The following is a 21,321-nucleotide window of genomic DNA, read 5'->3' on the forward strand; positions in this document are numbered from 1 at the left end:
GCGGCATTGCTCTGTGTGAGGAGAGTCTGAATGAGCCACGTGTTGGATGATCTGGTCGACCTGTTGACCCTGGAACCGATCGAGGAAAACCTGTTTCGCGGTCGTAGCCAGGACCTGGGCTTCCGCCAGCTGTTCGGCGGCCAGGTGTTGGGTCAGTCCCTGTCCGCGGCCAGCCAGACTGTCGAAGAGGCCCGCCATGTGCATTCGCTGCACGGTTATTTCCTGCGTCCTGGCGATGCGGCGTTGCCGGTGGTGTACCAGGTCGACCGGGTGCGCGATGGTGGCAGCTTCAGCACCCGCCGGGTGACGGCGATCCAGAAGGGCAACCCGATCTTCACCTGCAGCGCCTCGTTCCAGTATGACGAGGAAGGCTTCGAGCACCAGGACACGATGCCCCAGGTGGTCGGCCCGGAAAACCTGCCGTCGGAGCTGGAGATCACCCAGCAGCGCGCGCACCTGATCCCTGAGCACATGCGCGAAAAACTGCTGTGCCCCAAGCCCATCGAAGTGCGCCCGGTGACCGAAAAAGACCCCTACAACCCGCAGCCGGCGGACCCGATCAAATACGTCTGGTTCCGTGCCGACGGCGAGCTGCCGGACATTCCCGCGCTGCATAAATACCTGCTGGCCTACGCCTCGGACTTCGGCCTGCTGACCACCTCGATGCTGCCCCACGGCAAGTCGGTGTGGCAGAAGGACATGCAGGTCGCCAGCCTCGACCACGCCCTGTGGTTCCATGCCGACCTGCGTGCCGACGACTGGCTGCTGTATGCCATGGACAGCCCGTGGGCCGGCAATTCCCGTGGTTTCTCCCGCGGCAGCGTGTTCAACCGCGCCGGCCAGCTGGTGGCGTCGGTGACCCAGGAAGGCCTGATCCGCCACCGCAAGGACTGGGCATGAGCCTGGCCGAGGTGCGTCATTGGGTGTTCGACATGGACGGCACCCTGACGGTGGCCGTGCATGATTTCGCGGCCATCCGCGAAGCGCTGGGGATTCCACCGGAGCACGACATCCTGACCCACCTCGCGGCCTTGCCCGCCGCCGAAGCCGCGGCGAAACACGCCTGGCTGCTGGAACACGAGCGCGACCTGGCCCTGGGTTCGCGCCCGGCGCCGGGGGCGGTGGAGCTGGTGCGGGAACTGGCGGCGCGGGGCTATCGCCTGGGCATCCTGACCCGCAATGCGCGGGAGCTGGCCCATGTCACCCTGGAGGCCATCGGCCTGGCCGACTGCTTTGCCGTCGAGGATGTGCTGGGGCGCGACGAGGCACCGCCCAAACCACACCCGGGCGGCTTGCTGAAACTGGCCGCGGCCTGGGAGGTGGCGCCGGCCGAGATGGTGATGGTCGGCGACTACCGCTTCGACCTCGATTGCGGTCGCGCGGCGGGCACCCACACGGTGCTGGTGAACCTGCCGGATAACCCGTGGCCGGAGCTGGCCGACTGGCATGCCGAGGATTGCAGCGTTCTACGGCGGATGGTGTTGGCTTAAAAAGCATCGCGGGCAAGCCTCGCTCCTACGGATCTGCGGTGTAGCCCTCTGCCGGGTACGACAACGAACCTGTAGGAGCGAGGCTTGCCCGCGATAGCGTCCTTCCTGACACCACTACATCTACTGGCCGAACAACGCCTTCTGCCCCTCGGGCGAGGTGAACATCTTGTCGCCGTCATGCCCGACCCCGGGCACTTCGAGCAACTGCTGTTGCAATCCCTGCGGATGGCGCTGTTTCAGGTAGTCGAAATAGTTGTGCCCGCGAATCAAGCGGTAGGCGCCCTGGGCCTCGGCGGCGCAACTGGTGTCCAGCGCCGGGTGGTGCGGGTCGGTGTCCTGTTTGCCCAGCAGGTAGGTGATATCGCGTTTGACGTAGCGCTGTTCCAGTTGCTGTGCGGTCTGGCCGGCGGCGTAGGCTGGCAGCTTGAGCAGGCCGTACTTCCAGTGGTTGAAACCGGGGCACGCATTGGCGTCGACTTTCATCGGGCGCTGCTCGTCGAAGTAGGCATAGGACGACGGGTTGGCGATGACATAGCGCAGCTTGATGCCGTCATCCACCAGGCCCGGATGATACTGGCCGAGCAGGGCAAAGCGCTGCACCACTTGGGCGCCACCGGAGTGGCCGGCGATGACGATCTCGGTCAGGGACGGAAACCGCTGGCGATCGCTCAGCCGCGTGATGATCGCGTCCAGCACCGCATAAGAGCTTTGTGCCTTGGGCCCGCTGGATGGCTCGCCGGCCATCCAGTCATTGCCCTGCCAGCGCAGCAGCGAACCGGGCAGCTGGTGACGCTCGATATCGCTCTGATTGAGAAACTGCGGCGCGATCACCAGGGTGGTCGCGCTTTGCCCGGCCTGGCTGGCGGCCTGTTCGGCGCTGTGCAGGTAGGTCTGGGCATTGCGCAGGCGCCCATGGACGATGATCAGTGCCCGCTGGATCTCAGGCCGCGGATGTTGCCAGTCCTGGCTCAGGCCGACGGCCAGTTCGCCGCCTTCCAGGTTCAACCGCGCGGGGCTGATCGTCTTGACGCCACTTTCCGCTGCCTGCGCGCCGGCGCAGATCATCCATAACGTGAGCAGCACCAGTCCCCGGCGCATTACAGACTCTTCGCCGCGAAGGTGTCGCATTGGCCGATCTGGCCCTGAGTGAAGCCTGCCTTGAACCAGCGCACCCGTTGCGCCGAGCTGCCGTGGGTGAAGGAGTCCGGTACCACGCGGCCCTGGCCTTGCTGTTGCAGGCGGTCGTCGCCGATGGCGTTGGCGGCGTTCAGGGCTTCTTCGATATCCCCCGGCTCCAGCCAGTTCAGGCGTTTCTGCGCATGGTTGGCCCAGACGCCCGCCAGGCAGTCGGCTTGCAATTCCTGGCGCACCAGCAGGCCGCCGTCGCCTTCCATCTGCCGGCCCTGTTGGCGGGCCGCCTGGATCTTCGCCGAGACGCCGAGCAGGGTCTGTACGTGGTGGCCGATTTCGTGGGCGATCACGTAGGCCTGGGCGAAGTCGCCGGCGGCCGAGAAGCGCTGGTCCATCTCGCGGAAGAAGTCCATGTCCAGGTACACCTGCTGGTCGGCCGGGCAATAGAACGGGCCGGTGGCGGAAGTCGCCGAGCCGCAGGCGGAATTCACCCGGCCGCGAAACAGGATGAGCTTGGGTTGCTGGTAGGCGCGTCCGGCCTGCTGGAAGATCTGGCCCCAGGTGTCTTCGGTGTCGCCGAGGATGGAACGGACGAATTCCGCCTGCTCGTCATTGGCTGGCGGCGCCTGGCGGGTCTGCTGGGTGGTGGCGGGCGCCGAGGACTGATCCATCTGCCCGACGAGTTGTCCGAGGATCTGCAACGGGTCCTGGCCGGTGACCCAGCCGATGCCGACGATCAGGATGATGGCGGTCAGGCTCAGGCCCTTGCCGCCGCCAAAGCGCAGACCGCCGCCGCCACCGCCGCCACTGTCATCGCGAGCATCCACCACGTTGTCGCTGCGCCGTCCTTTCTTCCAAAGCATGGGTGAATCCTCGTTTTAATGTGCTGATCAGTGTTGCTGGTGAGCAGGGCCGACGCCAGTCCGATCGTCAGCCTTTTGCATGCACGCTACCATTGCCCGCAGCCGCATCGATTCTGTTGCGACACAGCCGGGGCCTCCTTTGAACATCGATACCCGCATCAAATTCCGTCACCTCGTATGTTTTCTTGAAATGTCTCGCCAGGGCAGCCTGGCGCGGGCGGCGGATGTGCTCGCGGTGAGCCAGCCGGCGATGTCGAAAACCCTCAAGGAACTGGAGGAACTGCTCGACACCCGGCTGTTCGCCCGAAGCAAGGCGGGGCTCAGCCTGACGGAGGCCGGCATGGCTTTTCTGCGTTACGCCGGGCCCTCGGTGCAGGCCCTGCGCGAGGGGGTCAACACTTTGCGCGGCGGTGAATATGCCGCCGGGGTGGTGCGCCTGGGTGTGCTCTCGACCGCCGAAAGCCTGCTGCTGCCGGAAGTGGTGCGGCGCCTGCACGAACGGCATTCGGCGCTGGTGGTGAGCGTGGTCACCGGCCCCAGCGCCTACCTGCTGTCGCAGTTGCGGGTCGGCGATGTCGACCTGGTGGTCGGGCGCATGACGGACAGCCCGCAGATCCAGGGCCTGAGCTTCGAGCATCTGTACAGCGAGTCCATGACCCTGGTGGCGCGCCCCGATCATCCGTTGCTGCACGGGCCGCTGGATCGGCATGCGCTGGAGCAGTACCCGCTGGTGTTGCCGCTGGCCGGCACCACCATCCGCAAGTTCGCCGACAGCCTGTTCGTGCAGTGCGGCATCAGCCAGTCGCGCCAGCGCCTGGAAACCCTCTCGGTGGCCTTGAGCCGGCGCTATGCGCTGTCCAGCGATGCGCTGTGGATCGCCCCGCTGGACGCGGTGCGCCTGGACCTGGCCAACGGCGAGCTGCGCGAGATCGACCTCGGGCAGCGCGAGCCGGGTGGCTCGGTGGGCATCTCCAGCAATGCCAGCCTGCCGCTGTCGCTGGCGGCGCAATGGTGCGTCGAGGTGCTGCGGGAAGTCGGGCAGGCCTATCGCGAGGGGCGTTATCCATAACCTTTTGGTTATGTTCTTGAAGGGCCTTTTCAATAGTCGTCGGGTTGCCGTTGTTTGAAACTGCGCGGGCTGCGCTCCATAAATCAAACAACAGGAGACCGACATGTCTGATGCAGACAGCAGTCGTTTCGTTATCCGTGACCGTAATTGGCATCCCAAGGCCCTGACTCCCGACTACAAGACCTCCGTGGCCCGTTCGCCGCGCCAGGCGCTGGTGAGCATCCCGCAATCGCTGAGCGAAACCAGCGGCCCCGATTTCTCCCATCTGAAGACCGGACGTTTCGATAACGACCTGCTGCTCAACTTCAATAACGGCGGCTTGCCGGTGGGCGAGCGAATCATCGTCGCCGGCCGGGTTTGCGATCAGTACGGCCAGCCGATTCCCCACACCCTGGTGGAGATGTGGCAAGCCAACGCCGGTGGCCGCTACCGGCACAAGAACGACCGCTACCTGGCGCCCCTGGACCCGAACTTCGGCGGCGTCGGCCGGGCCTTGACCGACCGTGACGGCTACTACAGTTTCCGCACCATCAAGCCCGGCCCTTACCCGTGGCGCAACGGCCCGAACGACTGGCGCCCGGCGCATATCCACTTCTCCATCAGCGGGCCGTCGATCGCCACGCGGTTGATCACCCAGCTGTATTTCGAGGGCGACCCGCTGATCCCGCTGTGCCCGATCGTCAAGTCGATCGCCAACCCGGAAGCGGTGCAGAGCCTGATCGCGCGCCTGGACATGAGCAGCGCCAACCCGATGGACTGCCTGGCCTATCGCTTCGACATCGTGTTGCGCGGCCAGCGCAAGACCCACTTCGAGAATTGCTGAGGAGCCTGCCATGCCTATCCAATTGCTGCCTGAAACCCCCTCGCAAACGGCCGGACCTTACGTGCACATCGGCCTGGCGCTGGCCGCTGCGGGCAACCCGACCCGCAGCGACGAGATCTGGAACCGGATGGCCGGGCCCGACGCCCAGGGGGAAAAGATCCTGCTGATCGGCCATGTGTATGACGGTAACGGCCATCTGGTGCGCGACTCGTTCCTCGAGTTCTGGCAAGCCAACCACGAGGGTGTCTACGACCCGCTGTTCGATTCGGAGAAAGCCTTCAACAGCTTCGGGCGCACGGCCACCACCTTCGATGCCGGCGAGTGGACGCTGCACACGGTCAAGCCGGGCGTGGTGAAGAATGCCGCCGGGGTGCCGATGGCGCCGCACATCAACGTGGCGCTGTTCGCCCGAGGGATCAACATCCACCTGCACACCCGCCTGTATTTCGCCGACGAGCCGGAAGCCAACGCCGCCTGCCCGGTACTGAACCTGATCGAGCAGCCGCAACGGCGCGACACCCTGCTGGCGCACCCCTGCGAAGTGGACGGGCAGCGGGCGTATCGCTTCGATATCCGCATCCAGGGGGAAGGGGAGACGGTGTTTTTCGATTTCTGATCGGCCATCCTCGACTGCTCTCCCGGGGTGGTCTGGTCTGCCGCATCGGCCGGTTTGCGTCTCCTGCGGAGCCGATCGCAGCCTGCGATAAGGCCCGCAGGGTCTTCCAGCGATCTCAAGTTTGCGTCTGCTGCGGAGCCGATCGCAGCCTCGCGGGGCTCGGCAGCGGCTACAGGGATTCCGTGCTTCCTGTAGCCGCTGGCGCAGCCTGCGATAAGGCCCGCAGGGCCTTCCTGCGATCTCAGGAACCACGCCCTTTTCAAGCTTGATTGCAGCCTTATTCGTAAGCGCTGGCCCCGGCGATATGCCGACCGGCGATGTAGCCGAAGGTCAGCGCCGGGCCGAGATTGATACCGCCGGCGGGGTAGTGGCCGCCCATGATGCTGGCCATGTCGCTGCCGGCAGCGTACAGACCGGCGATGGCCTGGCCCTGGGCGTCGAGCACCTGGGCGTGGGGGTTGACCTTGAGCCCGGCGAAGGTGCCGAAGCATCCCGGTTGGACCTTCACCGCGTAGAACGGTCCCTGTTCGATGGGCGCCACGCACGGGTTGGGTTGCTGGCGCGGGTCGCCCTGCTTGCGGTTGTAGGGCGTCGAACCCCGGCCGAACTGCGGGTCCTGGCCTTGTCGGGCATGCCGGTTGTATTCCGCCAGGGTGGCGCGCATGCCGTCCGCATCGATGCCGCAGGCCTGGGCCAGCTCCTCGATGCTCTTGCCGCGTTTCAGGTAGCCGCTGCGGATAAAGGGCGCCAGCGGCACCGGGAAGGGGCGGGAGATGCCCAGGCCATAGCGGCGCTGGAAGCCGTGGCTGCAGATCAGCCACGACGCCACTTCTTCACCCTCGGGCGCCGCCGCGACCATCGCCCGCACATAGTCGTAGTAACCGTCGGCTTCGTTGACGAAGCGCTGGCCGTTGCGCAGGACGCCGATGATCCCCGGTTTGCCGCGCTCGATGATGTGCGGGAAGTGCCCGCGGCTGCCGTCCTTGTAGGGCACCGCGGAGACCGGGGCCCAGGCCACGGGGGATGCCATGTCGGTATCGACCCGGGCACCGACGCTTTCCCCCAGGCGCAAGCCGTCGCCCGAGACTGCCAATGGCGGCAGGGCCAGATGCTCGTGGCCGGTGGGCGTGCGCGGGAACAGCGCCTTGCGCCGTTCGATGTCGTTGGGGAAACCGCCGGCCGCCAGCACCACCGCCTTGCGGGCGCGGATACGAATGGCCCCCCGGGTGGCGCTGCTGACAATCGCCCCGGTTACCGCGTCGCCGTCGCGCAGCAGCTCGGTGACCGGTGCCGATTCCCAGAGCAGCACGCCCAGGTCCTGCGCCGATTTGGCCAGGCGCGCCACCAGCGCCACGCCATTGACCAGTTGCAGGGCGCGGCGGTGAGTGACGAGGTCGCGCAGGTGGCGGCCGAAGCGCTTGCTCACGTGCCAGGCGGCCGGCAGCGAACGGCTCAGGTTGAGGAAGGCCGCAAGGTCGGCGCCGGCCATGATCGGCATGCCCATGAACGAGGTTTCGCGCAGGGTCTTGCGCAGGCGCTTGAGCAGCGTGCCGACCTCGCGCCCATCGTAGGGCGCGGCGATCACCGAGCGTCCGCCGGTGCCGGCGCCCGGGGTGTCGCCGTGGATATCGGCGATGGCGTTGCCGTCGGCGAATTGCAGCGCGGTATGGCGCTCGAAGAACGACACCATGCGCGGGCCGGCTTCGAGGAAGGCGTCGATCATTGCTGGCTGGTAGCGTTCGCCCAGTTCGTGTTTCAGGTAGGTGCGTGGCAGTTCCACGTCCTCGACTATGCCGGCCCGTCGCGCCAGCGGGTTGCACGGCACCCAGGCCCAGCCGCCGGACCAGGCGGTGGCGCCGCCGAACACCGGGTCTTTCTCCACCACTATGACTTTCAGGCCATGCCAGGCCGCGGTCACGGCCGCCGAGAGGCCGGCGGCGCCGGAGCCGACGACCAGCACGTCGCAATCGATATCGGGGTGGTGCAGGGAGGCGGTGGCAGGCATGGAAGAAGCAACTCCGCTAAACGAACAGTTATTATTTTTGGAACTTGATTCCAAAAAATATACGGAGTCGAATAGTTGGCAGCAAGGCGGGGGCAGGATCATCTGCGCCGTGCCGAGGTTTTTATGGGCGGTTATCGAACGATGCCGCGGTGTGTTTCCCATTGCGCCGGTTGTCACTAGAATCGGCCAAATTTCGTCTGGACCCGACCATGGCCGGCAGTCAAATCGAGCGCGTCTTCAGCGTTCTGGAAAGTCTTACCAGCGACCCCCGCGGCCTGCCGATGCAGACCCTGGCCGAGCAGCTGGACATCCCCAAAAGCGCCACCCACCGGCTGTTGGCGGAGCTGATCCGCCTGGGCTACGTGCGCCAGAACCCGGACAGCCTGCGTTATCACCTGTCGACCAAGCTGGTGGCGATGGGCTTTCGCTACCTGTCCAGCAGCGGCGCGGATATCGTCCAGCCGGTGCTCGACCGTCTGGCCCAGGAAACCGGCGAACTGGTGCGCCTCGGGGTGATCGAGGACGAGCGCCAGACCTGGATCGCCAAGTCCCAGGGCGCCCGTTCCGGGTTGCGCTACGACCCCGACATGGGGCGTGAGGCGCCGCTGTTCTACACCGCTTCCGGGCACGCCTGGCTGGCCTGCCTGAGCGATGCCGAGGCCTTGTCGCTGGTGGAGCGCCAGGCCGCCGAGATTCCCGCGGACCTGGGCCCGAACGCGCCGCGCTCGAACATCGAACTGCTCGAACGCCTGCGCCTGGCCCGGGAACAGGGTTATGCCTGGGTCGAGGAAAGTTCGGCGGTGGGCACCTCGGCGGTGGCCGCGGTGGTGCGTCATCCGGTCGATGGCCGGGTGGTCGGGGTGCTGAGCATCGCCGGCCCGAGCGCGCGCATGCCACTGGCGCGCCTGCATGAACTGGCGCCGCTGCTGTTGAAGTTTGCCGATGAGCTTTCGGCTGCCAGCCAGGCTTCCGAGCTTTTCAGCTGAATCTGCAGAATTTCCTGTAGCCGCTGCCGAAGGCTGCGATCGGCCGCGCAGCGGCCGTGAAACTACCTGCCGAGTCTAGCCAGGCACACTGCGATGGCAGGCTTTGCGTCTCCTGCGGAGCCGTTCGCAGCCTCGCGCTGCTCGGCAGCGGCTACAGGGGCTGGGTGTTTCCTGTAGCCGCTGGCGTAGGCTGCGATACGCAGGGCCTTCATGATCTCAAGTCTTAAAGCTGTTCGCTGATCGGACACTATTTTGTTTTGCTCTTGTGTGAAAGTGGAACCGAGTTCTAAATATTTGGAATCTCGCGTTCCGATAACAATCACAAGAGGATCCCGTCTTGGACTCGCCTTTGCGCATTGCCCTGGTCGGCGCCGGCAACATGGGCCAGCAGCATTACCAGCACCTCAAGACCCTGACCGAAGCCACACTCTGCGCCGTGGCCGATCCCGGCCCGCAAGCCGCCGGCATCGCCGCGCAGTGGCAGGTGGCGCATTACCCCGACTATCGACAGATGCTCGACCAGGCCCGCCCCGACGCGGTGATAGTCGCCAACCCGAACAACCTGCACGTCGGCACCGCCCTGGATTGCCTGGCGGCCGGGGTGCCGATGCTGCTGGAGAAACCGGTCGGCGTGCACCTGGATGAAGCGCGTGAACTGGTGGCCGCCGTGAAAAATAGCGGCGTGCCGGTGCTGGTGGGCCATCACCGGCGCCACAACCCGCTGATCGTCCGCGCCCATGCGCTGGTGCAAGGCGGGGCATTGGGCCGGCTGACCACGGTCACCGCGCTCTGGCAATTGCAGAAGCCCGACAGCTATTTCGAGATTCCCTGGCGCCGTGAGCCCGGGGCCGGGATGCTGCTGACCAACCTGATTCACGACCTCGATCTGCTGCGCCACCTGTGCGGTGAGGTGCATCAGGTGCAGGCCGTCACCAGCAATGCGGTGCGTGGTTTCGCCAACGAGGATTGCGCTGCCGTCCTGCTGCAATTCGCCAACGGCGCCCTGGGCAGCCTGACCGGTTCCGACGCAGTGGCGGCGCCCTGGAGCTGGGAGCTGGATTCCGGCGAGAACCCGGTGTATCCGCGCCAGGCCGACCAGCCGTGCTACCTGCTGGCCGGCACCGCTGGCGCCCTGAGCATTCCGCAACTCAAGCGCTGGCATTACGCCGAGGCCGGTGCCGGCTGGCATCAGCCGTTGCTGGCGGTCGAGGAACCTTTCACCGCCGCCGAAGCCCTGCGCCTGCAATTGCAGCATTTCGTCAAAGTGGCGCGGCGCGAGGTCGAGCCGCTGGTCAGCGTGGCCGATGCGGCGCGGACCCTGGCGCTGATCGAGGCGATCCGCGAAGCGGCGGCGACCGGTCGCGCCTGCGCCCCGGCGCTGATCGAGGGATGAACATGAGCGAACGCATTCTTTCCCTGGCCAGCCTCACGGTGCTGGAAATTTCACCGCCGCAGATGGTCGAGGTGGCGGCCCGCGCCGGTTACAGCCACGTCGGTTTGCGCCTGGTGCCGGCGACGCCGCAGGAGCATCACTTTGCCCTGGTGGCCGATGCCGAGCTGCGCCGGCAGACCCTCAGCCGCCTGCGCGACACCGGCATTTGCGTGCTGGATGTGGAGATCCTGCGGCTCAAACCGCAAACCCGGGTCGCGGATTTCGAAGTGGTACTGGCGGTCGGCGCCGAGTTCGGCGCCAGTGAGTTGCTGGTGGCCGGCAACGACCCCGACGAGGCGCGCATGACCGAGCGCTTCGCCGAACTTTGCGACCTGGCGTCGATCTACGGCTTGCACCCGCACCTGGAGTTCATGCCCTGGACCGATGCGCGCGATCTGCAACAGGCGGTGCGGGTGGTGGAGAACGCCGGTCGCGACAACGCCGCGGTGCTGGTGGACGCATTCCACTTCGATCGCTCGGCCTCGCGCCTGGAGGACCTGGCAAAGGTCGCACCGTCACGGCTGCGTTATGCCCAGCTGTGCGACGTGGCCGGCCCGCGCCCGGACGATATGCAGGAGATCCTGCGTCAGGCCCGCAACGAGCGGCGTTTCCCCGGGGATGGCGATTGCGACCTGGCGGGGCTCTTGCATTGCCTGCCGGCCAACCTGCCGTTGAGCCTGGAGATTCCCACGGTGAAATTGCTCGAGCAGGGCGTCGGCGCCCTGGAGCGGGCACAGATGGCGTTGGACAAGACCCGGGCGTTGTTGGCCCGGATTTAGTTGATCGCCCTGATGGCCCTATCGCGGGCAAGAACTGGGCGTCCCCCCTGCTCCTACAGACGGTGTTGACCGTAGGAGCGAGGCTTGCCCGCGAAGCTGTTTCTACAAACAAACCCTATCTTGAGAGAGCCCGCGGATGACCCTCAGCACACCCCTTTCCGGTGTCAACCAGCCCTTCAAGGGCATCCTGCTGGTCGTCGTGGCGACCTTCCTGTTCGCCAGTCACGACGCCTTGTCGAAATACCTTTCGGGGTTCTATCCGATCGTGATGGTGGTCTGGGCCCGCTACCTGGTTCATACCCTGCTGATGGCCGGGATCTTCCTGCCGCAATCGGGCCTGCGGGTGTTGCGCACCAAGCGGCCGTTGCTGCAGCTGGCGCGGGCCTTGTGCCTGCTCAGCACCAGCCTGCTGTTCACCTCGGCGCTGCTGTTTATCCCGCTGGCCGAAGCCACCGCGGTCAACTTCCTGGCGCCGGTGCTGGTCACCGCATTGTCGGTGCCGCTGCTGGGCGAGCGGGTCACCAAGGGCCAGTGGCTGGCGGTGATCTGCGGTTTTATCGGCGTGCTGATCATCGTTCACCCGGGTGGCGACCTGTTCACCCCGGCGGTGCTGCTGCCTTTCTGCTCGGCGCTGTTCTTCTGCTTTTACCAACTGCTGACCCGCAAGCTCGCCGAGCACGACAGCCCGACCACCAGCAACTTCTTCGCCGGCCTGTGCAACACCCTGGTGATGAGTGCGCTGGTGCCGTTCTTCTGGCAGGTGCCGAGCGTTATCCATGGCGTGCTGATGCTGGCGCTGGGGGCCTGCGGCATGACCGCCCACCTGTTCCTGACCCAGGCATTCCGCCACGCGGCACCGGCGCTGCTGGCGCCCTTCGGCTATTGCCAGATCGTCTTCGCCGGGCTGCTGGGTTGGTTGTTGTTCAGCCATACGCCGCAGCCGATCACCCAGCTGGGCATCGCGGTGATCTGCCTCAGCGGCCTGGCGGCTGCCTGGCAACAGCGCCAGCGCTGAGCGGCATTCGTAACGGGGCGTCAGTTGCCGACGTAGGGCGGCATCGACCGAGAGAAGAGGGCGGCGGGAGAAAAAAAGCAGGCCCGGAACCGGGCCTGCGAGAGGAAAGTGTCAGTCTTCCACTTTCGGAATCTTGCGGGGGGCCATGAAGTACATCCAGGTCAGGGCAATGAAGTACATCGCCGGGATCAGGGTGAACAGCACGGTGTAGTTATTGTTGGTGACGGTCAGGATATGGCCCACCAGCTGGGTCATGAACATGCCGCCGATGGCCGCGCACATGCCGCCGAACCCGAACACCGTGCTCATCATGTGCTTGGGCGTGTAGTCCATCACCAGGCTCCAGATATTGGCGGTCCAGGCCTGGTGCGCGCCGATGGCCAGGGAGATGGCGAACACCGCCAGCCACAGATTGCTGGCGCCCGCGGCCATGATCACACCGACGATGCAGCAGGCGAACAGCAGCATGGACATCAGGCGCGCCTTGATCGGGTTGACGCCGCGGCCGATCAGGAACGACGAGAGGATGCCGCCGCCGACGCTGCCGAAGTCGGCGGTCAGGTAGATGATGATCAGCGGGATACCCATCTGGGTCACGTTGATACCCAGGTTGTACTGCTGGTTGAGGAACGGCGGCAGCCAGTACAGGTAGAACCAGAACACCGGCGCGGTGATCGAGTAGGCCAGGGCGAAGGCCCAGGTGCCGCGCATGCGCAGGATGCGCGAGAAAGGCACGCGGGTCTGTTCCGGTTCGACTTCTTTCTGGATGTACTCAAGCTCGGACTGTTTGACGCTCGGGTGATCTTCCGGGTTGAAGTACTTCAGGCCCCAGAACAGCAGCCAGATACCGCCCAGCGCGGCCATGCACAGGAACGCCGCCTGCCAGCCCCAGGCGTGCAGGATCAACGGCAGCAGCATCGGGGTGAACATAGCGCCGACGTTGGTCCCGGCGTTGAAGATGCCGGTGGCCACCGCGCGTTCGCCGGCCGGGAACCACAGGCGCGTGGTCTTCACGCAGGCCGGGTAGTTGGCGGCCTCGGTCAATCCGAGGATGAAGCGGCAGACCATGAAGCCTGCGGCCGAGGTGGCCAGGCCGTGGGCGCCGGTGGCCAGGCTCCACAGCAGCACGGCGAAGAAGAACACGCGCTTGACGCCGACCCGGTCGATCAACCGTCCTTGCAGGACGAAACCGACGGCGTAGCCGACCTGGAACCAGAAGTTGATGTTGGCGTAGTCCATCGCCGTCCAGCTCATTTCCTTGGCCAGGATCGGCTGCATCACACCCAGGGCGGCGCGGTCGATGTAGTTCAGGGTGGTGGCGAAGAACACCAGGGCGAGCATGCCCCAGCGGGTCTTGCCGACCGCCATGGCGCCGCGGATCTTGTCGCCGATGCCGCCGGAGGCGGTGCCGAGGCTCGGGGCCATGCGGGAGCTTTGAGAAGGAATCATGTATGCCATCCGTTCAATGACTGACGAGGGACAACTCGTCGGGACTCAAGGGCGCGTGATCGATCGTCGGCTGGGCGGCCGGGCCGCGGGTGAACTCGATGATCGATCGGCTGAGTGCTTTGCTCGACGCGCACCGGGCGCGACGATTGAAAGCGGTCGGGTCAGCGTGCAAGCACGGTTCAGCCCAGGGGCCGTAGTGTGTCCGTCTGAAGGCGGCTGTTGGAAGTCTGGCCAGGTGAAAGCCGGAGGACCGGGCAGAGAGGTGTGGCGTTGAGTGCAAGCATGAGGGTGTACCCGATTTTTGAAATTTTTATGGTGTGTTCTGGGTCTTTGGCGATTGAAGCCGGCAGTTCGGTGCCGGCTCAATGTGCTGTCGATGGTGCGCAGTGGACGAAAAGTCGTCAATTCGCCAACGGCCATTTTGTTCGATAATCGCACGAAAAACTAACTGGTTCGTACACTTTGAATTGCTGTCTGTAATGCCCGGCTCAATAATCCGCCCCATCCAATAACAAACGTGCACCTGTAGCCGCTGCCGCAGGCTGCGATCGTCCGCGAAGCGGGCGCGGGATCTTCAGTGCGCTGGAGGACCTGCGGCAGCGGCTACAGGCACGGCGCCCGATCTGTGGTCATTACCGGGAGTTGAAACATGCAGCGTTCCATTGCCACCGTCTCCTTGAGCGGTACCCTGCCGGAAAAGCTCGAAGCCATTGCCGCCGCCGGTTTCGACGGCGTGGAGATTTTCGAGAACGACCTGCTCTACTACGACGGCAGCCCCCGGGAAATCCGCCAGATGTGCGCGGACCTGGGCATCGCCATCACCCTGTTCCAACCCTTTCGCGACTTCGAAGGCTGCCGCCGCGACCGCCTGCAACGCAACCTGGAACGTGCCGAGCGCAAGTTCGACCTGATGCAGGAACTGGGCACCGACCTGGTGCTGGTGTGCAGCAATGCCGCCGCCGACAGTGTCGGCGACCGGCAGATCCTGGTGGACGACCTGCGCCTGCTGGCCGAGCGCGCCGGCAGCCGTGGCCTGCGGATCGGCTACGAAGCCCTGGCCTGGGGCCGGCACGTCAATACTTATCAACAGGTCTGGGACATCGTTCGCGAGGCCGACCATCCAAGCCTCGGTGTGCTGCTCGACAGCTTCCACACCCTGTCGCTCAAGGGCGACCCGGCGGCGATCGCCGAGATCCCGGGGGACAAGATCTTCTTCGTGCAGATGGCCGACGCGCCGATCCTGGCCATGGACGTGCTGGAGTGGAGCCGGCATTTTCGCTGCTTCCCGGGGCAGGGCGATTTCGACCTGCCCGGGTTCCTCGCGCCGATCATCAAGAGCGGCTACACCGGGCCTTTGTCCCTGGAGATCTTCAACGACGGCTTCCGCGCCGCGCCACCGCGGGCCAATGCCGCGGACGGCCTGCGTTCGCTGCTGTACCTCGAGGAGAAGACCCGCCAGCGCCTGGCGCAGGAAGCCACGCCGGTGGCCAATATCGATACGCTGTTCGCGCCGCCGCCGGCCAGTGAATACGGCGGCACCGAGTTTCTTGAGTTCGCTGTGGACGAAGCACTGGGCGCCAAGCTCGGCGGCTGGCTGGAACGCCTGGGGTTTGCCAAGGCCGGCCAGCATCGCTCGAAGAACGTCAGCCTGATGCGCCAGGGCGATATCAACCTGATCCTCAACTCCGAACCTTATTCCTTTGCCCACAGCTTCTTCGAAGCCCACGGCCCCTCGGTGTGCGCCACGGCGATCCGGGTCAAGGACAGCGCCAAGGCGCTGGAGCGCGCGGTGGCCTACAAGGGCCAGCCGTACCGCGGTCTGGTGGGCCCCAACGAACTGGAACTGGCCGCGGTGCGCGAGCTGGATGGCAGCCTGATCTACCTGGTGGATCAGGAGCAGGGCGGGAACCTGTACGACACCGATTTCAATATGCTCCCCGGGGTCGTGGCCAAGGGCGGCCTCAAGCGCATCGACCACATGGCCATGGCGCTGCCGGCCGATAACCTCGACAGCTGGGTGCTGTTCTACAAGAGCCTGCTGGATTTCACCGCCGACGACGAAGTGGTGCTGCCCGATCCCTACGGGCTGGTGAAGAGCCGGGCGCTGCGCAGCCGTTGCAGCACCATCCGTCTGCCGCTGAACATTTCCGAGAACCGCAAGACCGCGATCTCCCATGCGCTGTCCAGTTATGGCGGCTCGGGCGTGCATCACATCGCCTTCGATTGCGACGACATCTTTGCCGAAGTCAGCCGGGCCAAGGAGGCGGGTGTGCCGCTGCTGGACATCCCGCTGAACTACTACGACGACCTGGCGGCGCGCTTCGATTTCGACGACGAGTTCCTCAGCGAGCTGGCCTACTACAACGTGCTCTATGACCGCGATGCCCAGGGCGGCGAGCTGTTCCACGTCTACACCGAACCGTTCGAGGGACGCTTCTTCTTCGAGATCATCCAGCGCAAGAATGGCTATGTCGGTTATGGCGCGGCGAACGTCGCGGTGCGCCTGGCGGCCATGGCCAAGTCGCGCAGTGGCGGGGTGCGACAGGCCAAGTTGTAGGAGTTTCGTAACGGCGGCGGCAAAGGGCCGCCGTCCTGCTTTCCTTCGCTGCGCGACGCGGCCCATAATCGCCCGCGTGTGCAGCGATGGCCGTGAGCCCCAGAATGACAATGACCACAGAACTCTCCGTAGCGCCCGAGCAGTCCGTGAACGAGCCGCGCAAGAGTCGCAAGAACAACCCGGAAAAGACCCGCGAGAACATTCTGCAAGAAGCCATTGTGGAGTTTGTGCAGCAGGGCCTGTCCGGCGCTCGGGTGGATGCCATCGCCGAGCGCATCCACACCTCCAAGCGCATGATCTATTACTACTTCGGCAGCAAGGAGCAGCTGTACGTCGAGGTGCTGGAGAAGCTCTACGGCGATATCCGCAGCACCGAGAGCCGCCTGCACCTGGCGGAGCTGGCGCCGCGCGATGCGATTCGCCGGCTGGTGGAGTTCACCTTCGATCACCACGACCGCAACGTCGATTTCGTGCGCATCGTCAGCATCGAGAACATCCACAACGCCGAGTACGTGAAGCGCTCCGAGGCGATCAAGGCGATGAACAACACCATCCTTCATGCCCTGGGCGAGATCCTGCAGCGCGGGGTCGACGAGGGCGTGTTCCGCGCCGGCCTGGACGCTCTGGATGTGCACTTGCTGATCAGTTCGTTCTGCTTCTACCGCGTCTCCAACCGCCACACCTTCGGCGAGATCTTCCAGATCGACCTGCCCGACGAGGCGATCAAGCAGCGTCACCGCGAGATGATCTGCGAGTCGGTGCTGCGTTACTTGCAGGCCTGATCGCCTAGAGGGATGAATCCCGTTGCCGGTCGATCAGATGGCACAGGGTTGCAACCGCATCCTGCATCGACTCCGCCCGGGTATTGCCAAAGCCCATCAACAAGCCAGGACGTGGCTGACCCTGGGCGCCAACGAAAAAACCTGACAGCGGCGCGACGCCGATTTTTCGGGCATGGGCGGCGGCAGCGATAGCCTGGTCGTCGAGCCCATCGGGCAGTTCGGCGAGCAGATGCAACCCGGTAGCGCTGCTGGCTACCGTCATACGCTCGCTGCCGGCGTCGTGAATGGCCGCCAGCAAGGCTGCGCGACGTTGCGCATAAACCGCCTGGCTACGCCGGATATGGCTGCCGAGGTGGCCATTGCCGATGAACTCCGCCGCCGTCGCCTGGAGTGACAAAGGTACGCGGTGGCCGCTGCCATTGCGCACGTCGCGCAACAGGTCCACCACCGCCTCGGGGGCGACCAGGAACCCCAGGCGCAGACCCGGCGCCAGCAGCTTGCTCAAGGTCCCCACATAGATCACCCGCCCCTGATTGCCGTCCAGGGCCTTGAGCGCCGGTGTTGGCGCGCCGCCGTAGCGAAACTCGCTGTCGTAATCGTCTTCGAGGATGAAGGCATTGGCGTCGTGGGCCCATTGCAGTAAGGCCAGGCGTCGCGCCAGGCTCATGCCGACCCCCAGGGGATACTGGTGCGAAGGCGATACCAGCGCCAGCCTGGCGTCTGGCGCGAGCCGGCGGCCGGCCTGCACATCCAGCCCTTCTTTATCCACGGGAACGCCCACCGCCTGCACGCCAGCCAGCAACACGCTGCGGTAGGCCGCATCGTAGCCGGGGTTCTCGACCCAGACGCGATCCCCCTGGTCGGTGAGCGCCAGTGTTGCAATCGACACCGCCGCTTGGGCGCCGGGGGTAATCACGATGTGACGGGCCTGGCAGACCACTCCGCGTGCCGCGCCCAGGTAAGCCGCCAGGGCTTCGCGTAATGGCAGGAAACCCTGTGGGTCGCCGTAGGACAGGTCGGGAAGTGGCCGGCGTCGCCAGAACCGGCCCTCCAGGCGCCCCCACAGGGCATAGGGAAAGGCGTCCAGCGCCGGCAGGCCCGGAGTCAGCGGCCAGGCGGCGGGGACCATGGACATCGAGTCGTTCCCCGTCAACGCCCGGGCCCGGGTGGAGCCGATGACGGCCTCTGTCCGGGCGGGCGGCGAGGCCGTTGGTTCGGCGATGCGGGCCATGACAAAGGTGCCCGAACCTGTCCGGGCCTCCAGGAACCCCTCGGCGATCAACTGGCCATAGGCCTCGGTCACGGTCATGCGGGACAGCCCCAGCTGGGCCGCCAGCACACGTGAGGCTGGCAGGCGGATGCCGGCCTTGACGCTGCCATCGGCGATGCCTTTGCGCAGGAACAGCAGCAATTGCTCGCGCAAGGACAAGTGGCCGTCCTTGGCCAGTTGCAGACGGTTCCAGATGGGATAGGCGGTTTTACGGGTTTTCATCGGGGGCCTGTGGGTCGTCGGACTGCGCGACAAGCTGGAAAAGTGGTCTGGGATATTGATGGAAAGTGGATATTTTATATAGACCATTGCCTGCCGATACTCCCTCGCCTTGCCAACACATCCAGAGGGGCCCACCGATGAAAACCGCCAGTATCAGAATCGCTGACCTGCTGCATCCGAGCGTTGCCGCGTTGATTTCGGTCATCGTCAATTACGGGGGCACCTTCATTCTGGTTTTCCAGGGAGCCAAGGCAGCGGGGCTGAGCCCCGAGCAGACCGCTTCGTGGATCTGGTCGATCTCGATCGGCGTCGGCCTGACCGGCGCCTGGCTGAGCTATCGCTACCGCGAGCCGATCATTACCGCCTGGTCGACCCCGGGCGCGGCCTTCCTGATTGCGGTACTGCCGAGCACGCCTTACCCGGAAATGATCGGCGCCTTCATGTTGTCGGCTGTCGGCTTCGTCGTGCTGGGGATATCGGGCTATTTCGAGCGGGTGGTGAAGCTGATCCCGCCGGGAATCGCAGCGGGTCTGCTGGCGGGCATTTTGCTGCGCTTCGGGATCGGCGCTTTCGACGGGGCCGGGGTCGATCCGCTGCTGGTGGGCGCGCTGCTGCTCAGCTATGTGCTGCTACGCCGCTTTACCGCGCGTTATGCGATTGTCGGGGTATTGCTGATCGGCATCGTGCTGTTGCTCGGGTTGGGGCAGGTCAGTTTCGCCAGCCTTGAACTCAAGCCGGCCCTTCCGGTGCTGACCTTGCCGGTGTTCTCGCTGAATGCGCTGCTGAGCGTGGCCCTGCCGTTGTTCCTGATCACCCTGACCGGCCAGTACATGCCCGGCATGCTGGTGCTGCGCAACGATGGGTTCAAGACCAGCGCCAATCCGATTCTCACGACGACGGGGCTGGGCTCCTTGTTGATGGCGCCGTTCGGTTCCCATGCATTCAATGTCGCTGCGATTACCGCCGCCATCTGTACGGGCAAGGAGGCGCATGAGGAGCCCGCCAAGCGTTATCTGGCCGGGCTCGCTTGTGGGGTGTTCTATCTGCTGGTGGGGATTTTCGGCAGCACCCTGGCGGCGCTGTTCGTGGTCCTGCCGGCGACCTTTATCACCACCCTGGCGGGCCTGGCCCTGTTGGGTGCGATCGGCGGCAGCCTCGCCACCGCGCTGGTCGAGCCGAGTGGCCGGGAAACCGCCTTGATCACCTTCCTGGCGACCGCTGCCAATATCACCTTGTTCGGTTTGGGCGGCGCGTTCTGGGGCTTGCTGGCGGGGTTGCTGGCGCACGGCGTGATGCACGGCCGGCTGCGGCCAGTCGGTCGTCAGGAACGTGCGTAGTCGCAAGGGGAGGAGTGCAACGAGGTGCCTGACCGTGCGGCAGGCATCGGTCGAGAGCGGAGCCGACCACAGCCCCGCCCTGAGCCGCTCATGCATTGTCAGCCATTCATGCTCTGGAAATGCGCGAGCATGCGCTGGGCATTTGGCGTTATGCCGCTGAACAGCTCGAACGCCTTCACCGCCTGAAACACCGCCATGTTGCCGCCGTCCAGGGTGCGGCAACCGAGGGCGCGGGCGTTGCGCAGCAGTTCGGTTTCCAGGGGAAAGTAGACGATCTCCGCGACCCACAACCCAGGGCGCAGCAACTCGACCGGCACCGGCATGCCCGGCAGCTTGGCCATGCCCATCGGCGTGGTGTTCACCAGGCCGTCGGCGGCGGCCAGGGTGGTGGGCAGGTCGACGCCGGCCTTGGCCCGGCCGGGGCCGAAATGCTGGTTGAGGTTGTCCGCCAGGCTCTGGGCGCGGGCGCTTTCCACATCGAAGATGCTCAGTTGCTGCACGCCTTCGCTGAGCAGCGCATGGGCCACCGCCGCACCGGCGCCGCCGGCGCCCATCTGCACCACACGCTCCAGGGCCACGCCCTGCAAGCCGCGGCGGAAACCTTCGGCAAAACCCAGGCAATCGGTGTTGTGGCCGACGCGCTTGCCGTCCTTGAGCACCACGGTGTTCACCGCGCCGATGCCGCGGGCTTCCGGCGACAGCTCATCGAGCAGCGGGATGATGCTCTGCTTGCAGGGAAAGGTGATGTTCAACCCGGTGAAGTTCATGCGCTCGGCGGCCAGCAGCAGGTCGGGCAGGGCGTTGCTGTCGAGTTGCAGCTGGTCCAGGTCGATCAGTCGGTACAGGTAGCGCACGCCCTGGGCGTCGCCTTCGTGTTCATGCAGTGCCGGGGTGCGCGAGGCCTGGATGCCGGCGCCGATCAGTCCGGCCAGTACTGTGTTCTGTTGGGTCATGCCTGGGCTCCTTGAAAACGCTGGCTGAAATGCGCCAGTGCCAGGCGATAGCCATGGCTGCCGAAGCCGCACATTACCGCCAGGGCGATGCCCGAGACAAAGGAGTGATGGCGAAACGGTTCGCGGGCGTGGACGTTCGACAGGTGCACTTCGATCACCGGCAGCTCACTGGCCACCAGGGCGTCGCGGATCGCCACCGAGGTGTGGGTCCAGGCCGCCGGGTTGATCAGGATCCCGGCGCAACGGCCACGGGCGCCGTGAATCCAGTCCAGCAGTTCGCCTTCGTGGTTGGTCTGGCGAAACTCCACGGTCAGGCCGAACTCCTCGGCGGCACGCCCGCACAGGGCGGAAATGTCGGCCAGGGTCTCGTGACCGTAAGTGGCGGGTTCGCGGGTGCCAAGCAGGTTCAGGTTCGGCCCGTTGAGCACCAGAACGATAGGGCGCATGAGGGGAATTCTCCGTTGTTATTGTGGGCGCGGCTTGAGCGGCCAGCGGTTGTCGCTAAATTGTACTAACTAGTTAATTTGGTCAATTGCGGCTGG

At 65.3% G+C, this 21,321-nt stretch carries 19 protein-coding genes; 12 read left to right on the forward strand and 7 right to left on the reverse strand.

The window, feature by feature from the left end:
* Window positions 1-30 precede the first annotated feature (30 nt).
* Window positions 31-900 (forward strand): acyl-CoA thioesterase II, encoded by an 870-nt coding sequence (tesB, locus tag PVZ78_RS28130; protein ID WP_009050999.1) that lies wholly within the window; start codon window positions 31-33, stop codon window positions 898-900.
* Complete coding sequence (locus PVZ78_RS28135) at window positions 897-1,490, forward strand: HAD family hydrolase (protein WP_009050998.1); 594 nt, start codon at window positions 897-899, stop codon at window positions 1,488-1,490. Before tesB ends, PVZ78_RS28135 begins: the two co-directional genes overlap by 4 nt.
* A gap of 120 nt (window positions 1,491-1,610) precedes the next feature.
* On the opposite strand, the gene PVZ78_RS28140 is transcribed toward PVZ78_RS28135, so the two are convergent.
* Both PVZ78_RS28140 and ypfJ read right to left on the reverse strand, forming a co-directional pair.
* Window positions 1,611-2,588, reverse strand: coding sequence for an alpha/beta hydrolase (locus PVZ78_RS28140; protein WP_273829604.1), 978 nt, complete (start codon window positions 2,586-2,588; stop codon window positions 1,611-1,613).
* Window positions 2,588-3,484: a KPN_02809 family neutral zinc metallopeptidase gene (gene ypfJ / locus PVZ78_RS28145; protein WP_016703726.1), complete on the reverse strand. Its 897-nt coding sequence runs from the start codon at window positions 3,482-3,484 to the stop codon at window positions 2,588-2,590. The genes PVZ78_RS28140 and ypfJ overlap by 1 nt, the downstream gene beginning before the upstream one ends.
* A 139-nt stretch (window positions 3,485-3,623) precedes the next feature.
* On the opposite strand from ypfJ, the gene pcaQ reads away from it, so the two are divergent.
* The 3 genes from pcaQ to pcaG all read left to right on the forward strand — a co-directional run bounded on the left by pcaQ (window position 3,624) and on the right by pcaG (window position 5,992).
* Entirely contained in the window at window positions 3,624-4,553 is a 930-nt protein-coding gene (gene pcaQ / locus PVZ78_RS28150; RefSeq protein ID WP_009045756.1) for a pca operon transcription factor PcaQ, read from the forward strand.
* A 103-nt stretch (window positions 4,554-4,656) separates the two neighbouring features.
* Window positions 4,657-5,376, forward strand: a complete 720-nt coding sequence (gene pcaH / locus PVZ78_RS28155; protein ID WP_009050995.1) for a protocatechuate 3,4-dioxygenase subunit beta — start codon at window positions 4,657-4,659, stop codon at window positions 5,374-5,376.
* A 10-nt stretch (window positions 5,377-5,386) separates the two neighbouring features.
* Window positions 5,387-5,992 carry a protocatechuate 3,4-dioxygenase subunit alpha gene (pcaG, locus tag PVZ78_RS28160; protein WP_273829605.1) on the forward strand — a complete coding sequence of 202 codons (606 nt, stop codon included), beginning with the start codon at window positions 5,387-5,389 and terminating at the stop codon, window positions 5,990-5,992.
* Window positions 5,993-6,269: 277 nt separating this feature from the next.
* Here the strand turns inward: pcaG and PVZ78_RS28165 are convergent, their stop codons facing one another.
* Window positions 6,270-7,997: an FAD-dependent oxidoreductase gene (locus tag PVZ78_RS28165; protein WP_273829606.1), complete on the reverse strand. Its 1,728-nt coding sequence runs from the start codon at window positions 7,995-7,997 to the stop codon at window positions 6,270-6,272.
* Between the two features lie 209 nt (window positions 7,998-8,206).
* On the opposite strand from PVZ78_RS28165, the gene PVZ78_RS28170 reads away from it, so the two are divergent.
* From PVZ78_RS28170 to PVZ78_RS28185, 4 genes are all read left to right on the forward strand, one after another.
* The gene (locus PVZ78_RS28170) at window positions 8,207-8,983 is read left to right on the forward strand and encodes an IclR family transcriptional regulator (RefSeq protein WP_009050992.1); all 777 of its coding nucleotides are present in this window, start codon (window positions 8,207-8,209) and stop codon (window positions 8,981-8,983) included.
* Window positions 8,984-9,320: 337 nt separating this feature from the next.
* Window positions 9,321-10,376, forward strand: coding sequence for a Gfo/Idh/MocA family protein (locus tag PVZ78_RS28175; RefSeq protein ID WP_273829607.1), 1,056 nt, complete (start codon window positions 9,321-9,323; stop codon window positions 10,374-10,376).
* Between the two features lie 2 nt (window positions 10,377-10,378).
* On the forward strand, window positions 10,379-11,194 hold the full coding sequence (locus tag PVZ78_RS28180; RefSeq protein WP_198919400.1) for a sugar phosphate isomerase/epimerase family protein: 816 nt from the start codon (window positions 10,379-10,381) through the stop codon (window positions 11,192-11,194).
* A 136-nt stretch (window positions 11,195-11,330) separates the two neighbouring features.
* Window positions 11,331-12,209, forward strand: a complete 879-nt coding sequence (locus tag PVZ78_RS28185) for a DMT family transporter (protein WP_016703719.1) — start codon at window positions 11,331-11,333, stop codon at window positions 12,207-12,209.
* A gap of 111 nt (window positions 12,210-12,320) precedes the next feature.
* Here the strand turns inward: PVZ78_RS28185 and PVZ78_RS28190 are convergent, their stop codons facing one another.
* Window positions 12,321-13,658, reverse strand: a complete 1,338-nt coding sequence (locus PVZ78_RS28190) for an MFS transporter (protein ID WP_009050988.1) — start codon at window positions 13,656-13,658, stop codon at window positions 12,321-12,323.
* Between the two features lie 649 nt (window positions 13,659-14,307).
* Here PVZ78_RS28190 and quiC point away from each other — a divergent pair.
* On the forward strand, window positions 14,308-16,215 hold the full coding sequence (quiC, locus tag PVZ78_RS28195; protein ID WP_009050987.1) for a 3-dehydroshikimate dehydratase QuiC: 1,908 nt from the start codon (window positions 14,308-14,310) through the stop codon (window positions 16,213-16,215).
* 104 nt (window positions 16,216-16,319) lie between these two features.
* Entirely contained in the window at window positions 16,320-16,997 is a 678-nt protein-coding gene (locus PVZ78_RS28200; RefSeq protein ID WP_009050986.1) for a TetR/AcrR family transcriptional regulator, read from the forward strand.
* Window positions 16,998-17,001: 4 nt separating this feature from the next.
* Here the strand turns inward: PVZ78_RS28200 and pdxR are convergent, their stop codons facing one another.
* The gene (gene pdxR / locus PVZ78_RS28205; protein WP_028683426.1) at window positions 17,002-18,489 is read right to left on the reverse strand and encodes a MocR-like pyridoxine biosynthesis transcription factor PdxR; all 1,488 of its coding nucleotides are present in this window, start codon (window positions 18,487-18,489) and stop codon (window positions 17,002-17,004) included.
* A 137-nt stretch (window positions 18,490-18,626) separates the two neighbouring features.
* On the opposite strand from pdxR, the gene PVZ78_RS28210 reads away from it, so the two are divergent.
* On the forward strand, window positions 18,627-19,826 hold the full coding sequence (locus PVZ78_RS28210; protein WP_053269980.1) for a benzoate/H(+) symporter BenE family transporter: 1,200 nt from the start codon (window positions 18,627-18,629) through the stop codon (window positions 19,824-19,826).
* A gap of 98 nt (window positions 19,827-19,924) precedes the next feature.
* On the opposite strand, the gene PVZ78_RS28215 is transcribed toward PVZ78_RS28210, so the two are convergent.
* Window positions 19,925-20,779, reverse strand: a complete 855-nt coding sequence (locus PVZ78_RS28215; protein WP_053269979.1) for a shikimate dehydrogenase — start codon at window positions 20,777-20,779, stop codon at window positions 19,925-19,927.
* Window positions 20,776-21,225 carry a type II 3-dehydroquinate dehydratase gene (gene aroQ, locus PVZ78_RS28220; protein ID WP_016703715.1) on the reverse strand — a complete coding sequence of 150 codons (450 nt, stop codon included), beginning with the start codon at window positions 21,223-21,225 and terminating at the stop codon, window positions 20,776-20,778. Before aroQ ends, PVZ78_RS28215 begins: the two co-directional genes overlap by 4 nt.
* Window positions 21,226-21,321: the final 96 nt, after the last annotated feature.

It is taken from the genome of Pseudomonas sp. SBT1-2, assembly GCF_028640875.1.
Lineage (GTDB): Bacteria > Pseudomonadota > Gammaproteobacteria > Pseudomonadales > Pseudomonadaceae > Aquipseudomonas > Aquipseudomonas chlororaphis_I.

Coding starts and splice junctions, on each gene's coding strand:
- PVZ78_RS28180 (WP_198919400.1), top strand. CDS start 10,379: ATGAGCGAACGCATTCTTTCCCTGGCCAGCCTCACGGTGCTGGAAATT.
- tesB (WP_009050999.1), top strand. CDS start 31: ATGAGCCACGTGTTGGATGATCTGGTCGACCTGTTGACCCTGGAACCG.
- PVZ78_RS28210 (WP_053269980.1), top strand. CDS start 18,627: ATGAAAACCGCCAGTATCAGAATCGCTGACCTGCTGCATCCGAGCGTT.
- PVZ78_RS28170 (WP_009050992.1), top strand. CDS start 8,207: ATGGCCGGCAGTCAAATCGAGCGCGTCTTCAGCGTTCTGGAAAGTCTT.
- PVZ78_RS28165 (WP_273829606.1), bottom strand. CDS start 7,997: ATGCCTGCCACCGCCTCCCTGCACCACCCCGATATCGATTGCGACGTG.
- PVZ78_RS28190 (WP_009050988.1), bottom strand. CDS start 13,658: ATGATTCCTTCTCAAAGCTCCCGCATGGCCCCGAGCCTCGGCACCGCC.
- PVZ78_RS28140 (WP_273829604.1), bottom strand. CDS start 2,588: ATGCGCCGGGGACTGGTGCTGCTCACGTTATGGATGATCTGCGCCGGC.
- quiC (WP_009050987.1), top strand. CDS start 14,308: ATGCAGCGTTCCATTGCCACCGTCTCCTTGAGCGGTACCCTGCCGGAA.
- PVZ78_RS28185 (WP_016703719.1), top strand. CDS start 11,331: ATGACCCTCAGCACACCCCTTTCCGGTGTCAACCAGCCCTTCAAGGGC.
- pdxR (WP_028683426.1), bottom strand. CDS start 18,489: ATGAAAACCCGTAAAACCGCCTATCCCATCTGGAACCGTCTGCAACTG.
- pcaH (WP_009050995.1), top strand. CDS start 4,657: ATGTCTGATGCAGACAGCAGTCGTTTCGTTATCCGTGACCGTAATTGG.
- ypfJ (WP_016703726.1), bottom strand. CDS start 3,484: ATGCTTTGGAAGAAAGGACGGCGCAGCGACAACGTGGTGGATGCTCGC.
- aroQ (WP_016703715.1), bottom strand. CDS start 21,225: ATGCGCCCTATCGTTCTGGTGCTCAACGGGCCGAACCTGAACCTGCTT.
- PVZ78_RS28200 (WP_009050986.1), top strand. CDS start 16,320: ATGACAATGACCACAGAACTCTCCGTAGCGCCCGAGCAGTCCGTGAAC.
- PVZ78_RS28215 (WP_053269979.1), bottom strand. CDS start 20,779: ATGACCCAACAGAACACAGTACTGGCCGGACTGATCGGCGCCGGCATC.
- pcaG (WP_273829605.1), top strand. CDS start 5,387: ATGCCTATCCAATTGCTGCCTGAAACCCCCTCGCAAACGGCCGGACCT.
- PVZ78_RS28135 (WP_009050998.1), top strand. CDS start 897: ATGAGCCTGGCCGAGGTGCGTCATTGGGTGTTCGACATGGACGGCACC.